Origin of the sequence: Cupriavidus sp. CuC1 (assembly GCF_044627735.1) — a bacterium.
Lineage (GTDB): Bacteria > Pseudomonadota > Gammaproteobacteria > Burkholderiales > Burkholderiaceae > Cupriavidus > Cupriavidus ulmosensis.
In genome coordinates, this window is sequence record NZ_JBIUHC010000289.1 from 1 (window position 1) to 5,888 (window position 5,888).

Consider the following 5,888-nt stretch of genomic DNA (forward strand, 5'->3'; position numbering starts at 1 on the left):
AGGATGGGTTATGAGGACAAGCTGCGTCGAAGCGGCGGGAAGGTCTGCATTCCGAGGTGAGTTACAAGCGCCTGGAGAAGGACCGGTTCGCCTGGCCACGCGAGGGCTCCGGTGCGACACAGACAGTGACGTTGCAGGAGTTCGAATGGTTGCTGGAAGGCTTCGATCTGTGGACTAACCGGCCGCATCAAACCTTGCATTTTGAGGCGGTTTCCTAGGGGTTTTGCGGTGATTTTACGGTGGCTTCGCGGTAAAATACCGCATGCCAAATGCCGCCGCCAAACCGTTACCTGTCCACGTCGAATTCGATTTTTCCGACGTCGCGGTCACGACCTTGCCCAGCGTTCTGCCTGATGATGTAGAGGCGCTCAAGGCACTGTTGCAGACGCAGCAGGCTGCGCATCAACAGGCGATCCGGCAGACGCAGGAACAGGCGCTGGCGCAGGCGATGCGCCACATCAATTACCTGTACGAGCAGATCGTGCTCTATCGCCACCGGCACTTCGGTGCGAGCACAGAGCAGTTGCCCGCCCAGGCACGCTTGTTCGATGAGGCCGAGGCGCTGGCCGCTACAAGCTCCCCTGCACAGGATATCGCCCCCATCCCTGATTCGGCGCCGGATACGCTCCCGTCGGGTCGCACTGCGCCGGGCGGCAAGCCAGCCCGTGGCAAACGGGCACCGCTGCCGGCCGAGTTGCAGCGCGTGGACGTCGTGCACGATGTGCCAGAGGCCGAACGCACCTGCCCATGCGGTGCCCCGATGGTGGAGATTGGCGAGGACGTGAGCGAACAGCTCGATCTCGTGCCGATGCAGGTGCGGGTACTGCGCCATGTCCGCAAGCGCTATGGTTGTCCCGGCAGCGAACACGCACCGGTGACGGCGGCGCTGCCACCGCAGCCGCTGCCCAAGAGCAACGCCAGTAGCGATCTGCTGGCGATGCTGCTGACCGTGAAGTATGCCGATGGGCTGCCGCTGGCGCGCTTTGCGCACGTCCTGGCGCGCTCCGGTGTCACGGTACCACGGCAAACGCTGGCACGATGGGTCATCGGCGCGGCGGGCGTCTTGCAGCCGCTGCACAACCTGATGCGCGACACCCTGCTTGATGCGCCAGTGATCCACGTCGATGAGACGGTGGTACAGGTGCTCAAGGAGCCGGACAAGAAGCCGACCTCGCAGAGCTATATGTGGGTGCAAACAGGCGGCCCACCGGAACGCCCGGTGGTGCTCTACGACTACGACCCGAGCCGCTCTGGCAAGGTGCCGGTGCGCTTGCTCGAGGGCTACCGGGGCTATTTGATGACCGATGGCTACGACGGGTACAACGCGCTCGCCCAGCACGACGGGATCGAGCATCTTGCCTGTCTCGCCCATTATCCCGAGTGCTGTTTTATCTGGTGCTCGAAGCACGAGGATACTGTCCACACGAGGACTGGGATGGGGCACAACACCGCATAAATCCAGCGCGTTCAATGAACATGTGAATCCGACCTGGCCGGGCAGGCGTATATGCTTGTATGGACACGCAGTCACCCAAGCCACAGCCATCCGAGCGCACGCCTAGTGTGCAGGACATCCTGCGCGTATGGCGCAGCGATCGCTGTGTCCGCGCAAGCACCGCGCGTCAATACCTGCAATGGATCGGCTGGTTTCGACGCTATTGTCGTGCCCTTAATCTTGATGAAGGCGCCGAGCTATCGCGCGACGGGGTCAAGCGCTTCTGGGCCTGGTACGCGCGCTCACGCAAGATTAACGCCGCGCATCTCGGTCTCGCGAGTTCGTCTATGCGCTCGCTACGGCGCGTTCACGAAGTCATGGGCTTGCCGGTGCCGCCGTGGCAATCCATCGAATGCCATCGGCCACCTGCCATGGGGGTTCTGCGCGACTACGCGGCCCATCTTGGGCAACATCGTGGCAATCCCGAGGTCACGATCCGCAAGAAGCTCGATCACGTCGGCAAGCTGTTCGAGCACCTGCGCCGTTCCGGCAAGTCCTGGCGCCATCTGAGCTTGCCCGACATCGATGCGTTCCTCATCGAATGCGCCAGCCACTATGCACGCTCGACGACGGCCGACATCGCCAGCACGGTCAGATCCTTTGCCCGGTTCTTGCTGGCCAGCGGGCGCATTCGCACCGACTTGGCCGACGGGGTAATCTCGCCAGTACAGCCCAGATTCGAACGCCCCCAGCGCGCATTACCGTGGGAGGACGTTCAGCGACTCCTGCACGCTGTGGACACGAGCACGGCACGAGGACTGCGCGACCATGCGCTGTTGTTGATGATGAGCACCTACGGCCTGGGCGCCGGCGAAGTGATCGGTTTGCAACTGCAGGACATTGACTGGGATGCGGGTACGCTGCAGATGTCGCGCCCGAAGACCAGCGTCAATTTCGTGTTGCCCCTGCTTCCCCCGGTGGCCAAGGTGCTGGCCCGTTACCTGCGGCATGGGCGTCCGCCGCATACACCTACGCGGCATGTGTTCGTCCAGATGAAGGTGCCATTCGGCGCCCTCACGGCATCGTCGGCGGTGCGGCACGTGCTCATCAAACATGCCAAGGTCGCCGGTATCCAGGCACCATACCTAGGCAGCCACGTCTTGCGGCACTCGAACGCCGCTCGGCAATTCGATGTTGGCACCAAGGCACGAGTGTTGTCGGATCTGCTCGGACATCGCGACCCGGAGTCGGTGTCGGCCTACGTGCGCATCGCCACGCAGTCGCTGCGCGAGGTCTCTCTTCCGGTGCCGCGATGAGCGCGAAGATTACCGCCGCCACCCTGGCCCGCGACGCAATGCAGTTCCTAGCGTTCAAGCGCGCTATGGGCATGGGCTACCGCCGCGCCGAGTTTGTGCTCAACGGCTTCGTGCGTTTCGTCCGCGACCGGTATGGCGACCGCCCGGCGTCATTGGACCAGGCGGTGACGCAGTGGGTGACGCGAATCGAAGGCCGCAAGGCCATCACAGTGGGCAACGAGTTCGGCGTAGTGCGCCAGTTGTGCCTGTTCCGCCGCCGCAGCGATCCATATGGCTTCGTCCCCGATCACGCGGTGGCGCCGATCAAGGAGTCGGTGTTCGTGCCTTACATCTTCAGCCGCGAAGAGGTGCTTGCCTTGGTGGGCGCCGCCACGCGGCACGAGGGTCGCAACATGTGGGGGGCGATGTTGCGCGCGCTCACGCTCGTACTGTACTGCACCGGGATGCGGCTGGGCGAAGCCACCAGGCTGCATCTGGTCGACGTCAATCTACGGACCGCCGTTCTGACAGTTCAACGAAGCAAGGGGCGTTCGCGCATCCTGGCGATCCGCAACGACCTGGTCGTCGAACTACGCCACTACCTGCGCCAACGCGAGGAAGTCCTGGCGGCAAGCGGGGCCGACGATCCATTGACACTGTTCATCCGTCGCGACGGATCAGCGCTCACTGTGCGTGCGGCCTCGGATGCGTTGCGGTGCCTGCTGCGCGATCTCGGCTTGAAGCCGCCACGCGGTCGCTCGGGTGCCAGGCCTTACGAGTTCAGGCATGCCTTCGCCGTACATCGGCTGACCGCTTGGGCCATTGAGGGTGTGGACGTTCACGCGAAGCTGCCGTGGTTGTCGGCCTACCTCGGCCACCAGAACGTCCTTGGCACGGAGGTGTACCTCAAGGCCACGCCCGAGCTGTTGCAACTCGCGAGCCAGCGCTTCGAGCAGCACTCGCGCCGCAAGCGCCGATCGCCATGAGCCGCTCGCAGGATGGTCTGTTCGCGCATGTGCAGTCGTACTTCACGGAGTACCTGCCGACGCAGCGAGGTGCCAGCGTCCACACCATCCGGGCCTACCGTGATGCGCTGACGATGCTGTTCAAATTCGTTGCTGAGCAGCGCGGCCGAGGAGTTGCTTCCTTGCAGCTCGGCGACATCGACGCTGATGCCGTGACACGCTTCCTGGATCATATCGAGACGCAGCGATCGAATTCGGCAGCAACACGCAATTGCCGCCGAGCGGCGATCCGTGGCTTCTTCAAGCATCTACTGCGCAACGACCTGGCGCACTCGCAGCAGTACGTGCGAGTGTTGGCAATCCCTGCAAAGAAGGCGCGGCAGCGGCCAGCGACCTACCTTGAGGCGGAGGACGTCCGCCTGATCATCAGCACGCCCAATCGGCGCACCGTCGACGGTTCGCGTGACTACGCGCTTCTGCTCTTCCTCTACAACAGTGGTGCTCGGGTCAGCGAGGCCGCCGGACTTCGGTGGGACGATCTGCATTTGACCTCACCAAGGCAGGTTCGTTTACACGGCAAGGGAAAAAAGGAGCGCCTGTTGCCGCTTTGGACCGAGACGGCCAACGCGCTGCACCGACTGCGCGGTATGTCAGGTACTACCGATGCGCAGTGCGTATTCCTCAATCGACACAGCCAGCCTATGACCCGCGACGGCGTCGCCTACGTTCTCGGCAAGCACGTAGCGGCAGCGGCTCGCGACAACCCAGTGCTGCGACGCAAGCACATCACGCCACACGTCCTGCGCCACAGTTGCGCCGTTGCGCTTCTGCAGTCAGGAACCGACGTGACGGTGATCCGTGACTATCTCGGCCACGCGAGCGTCGCCACGACCGGCCGCTACATCACGACCAACCTGCAGATGAAGCGAGAGGCCATGCTCGCATTCTGGAAGAAGGCTGGCATTGAGCCGACGAACGCGAAGACATGGAAGCCAAAGGGCGATATGCTCGCGTTCTTGAAGTCCCTGTGATCAACTCAAATTTATGTGAAGCTCGGATCATCGATCGACTGCATGAACGCTGCTGCCAAGTAGCTTCACTCAAGATAAAACAGCACTCGGGATAATGAGCCTTATGCCGAGCTCGGCATAAGGCTCATGCGCGCCGCTATTTCGTCGAGGCGACGCGCGTGCAGCCCAAAGGCAAGCGAGGTCGCGCCGACCAGGCCATCGAGTTCATCGGCAAGCTCTACGGCATCGAGCGGGAGTTCAGGCTGGCGAGCGACGCGCAACGTCTGCAGGCGCGTCAGCAGCAAAGCCTGCCGGTGCTGGCTGAGTTGCGTAGCTGGCTCGATACCGCGTTGCCGGCCGTTCCACCGCAAACAGCGCTGGGCAAAGCGTTGGCGTATCTGAATACCTACTGGTCGCGTTTGGTGCGCTATACCGAGCGCGGGGATTTGCCGATCGATAATAACCGCGCGGAGAACGCCATACGCCCCTTTGTCCTGGGACGGAAAGCCTGGATGTTTTCGGATACACCGGCGGGCGCGCATGCGAGCGCGGTGATTTATTCGGTCATTGAGACGGCAAGAGCGAATCGACTCGAGCCGTACACGTGGCTGCGCCGCGTGCTGCGTGAGCTGCCGGCTGCAAAGAGCGTCGAGACGGTGGAGGCATTGTTGCCGTGGAATCTGCATCCCGCCGATTTAACCAACGAAATGATCCCCTGAATAGGCTGGGGTTCGTGGATCGCTTACGTTGTTCCAGACTGCTGTGGGCAGACGAGGTGGCTACACACTACCAACGGGGGCCAGCCGCCTTGCAGAGATTGCTGGCCGGTGTGCTTTCCAAGTTGGCACCTTCGAAACGAAGGCTACCTCTGTCGAGATGGCGTCGGTGCTGCTTCCTCAGCTTCGCGTCATCGACCTGTCGGTAATCCTGTGCAGCAACATAGCTAGGCCGCAACATTTCGTCACAATATGATAGCGATGCCTCGTTTTCAAGCGCGCGGTGCGTGGCGCTATCCGCAATGGCGCAGGACAGATGCAAGGCGATCCATGCGTGACGCGCGGGTGGACGTCGATCTGTCGAAGACTGTATTAAAAAATGGTTCGTCAGTAAGCGCGAAAATAAGCACACCTAGCTTTTGCTGCTGAGAGTGGGCAGGCTTGCGTCCGCAACCACTATTTGCGGA

The 5,888-nt window shown here is 62.2% G+C and carries 4 protein-coding genes and 2 pseudogenes; all 6 read left to right on the plus strand.

Annotation, left to right across the window (positions count from 1 at the left end; genetic code table 11):
- Nucleotides 1-56 precede the first annotated feature (56 nt).
- Nucleotides 57-218, plus strand: coding sequence for an IS66 family insertion sequence element accessory protein TnpB (tnpB, locus tag ACGLHR_RS50340; RefSeq protein ID WP_400103446.1), 162 nt, complete (start codon nt 57-59; stop codon nt 216-218).
- Between the two features lie 230 nt (nt 219-448).
- Nucleotides 449-1,372: pseudogene (tnpC, locus tag ACGLHR_RS50345) on the plus strand (IS66 family transposase); the annotation flags it as partial.
- Nucleotides 1,373-1,515: 143 nt separating this feature from the next.
- The gene (locus ACGLHR_RS50350) at nt 1,516-2,751 is read left to right on the plus strand and encodes a site-specific integrase (RefSeq protein ID WP_400103448.1); all 1,236 of its coding nucleotides are present in this window, start codon (nt 1,516-1,518) and stop codon (nt 2,749-2,751) included.
- On the plus strand, nt 2,748-3,716 hold the full coding sequence (locus ACGLHR_RS50355; RefSeq protein WP_400103450.1) for a tyrosine-type recombinase/integrase: 969 nt from the start codon (nt 2,748-2,750) through the stop codon (nt 3,714-3,716). The genes ACGLHR_RS50350 and ACGLHR_RS50355 overlap by 4 nt, the downstream gene beginning before the upstream one ends.
- Nucleotides 3,713-4,726 carry a site-specific integrase gene (locus tag ACGLHR_RS50360; protein WP_400103452.1) on the plus strand — a complete coding sequence of 338 codons (1,014 nt, stop codon included), beginning with the start codon at nt 3,713-3,715 and terminating at the stop codon, nt 4,724-4,726. The genes ACGLHR_RS50355 and ACGLHR_RS50360 overlap by 4 nt, the downstream gene beginning before the upstream one ends.
- A 122-nt stretch (nt 4,727-4,848) precedes the next feature.
- Nucleotides 4,849-5,424, plus strand: a pseudogene (tnpC, locus tag ACGLHR_RS50365) (IS66 family transposase); the annotation flags it as partial.
- Nucleotides 5,425-5,888: the final 464 nt, after the last annotated feature.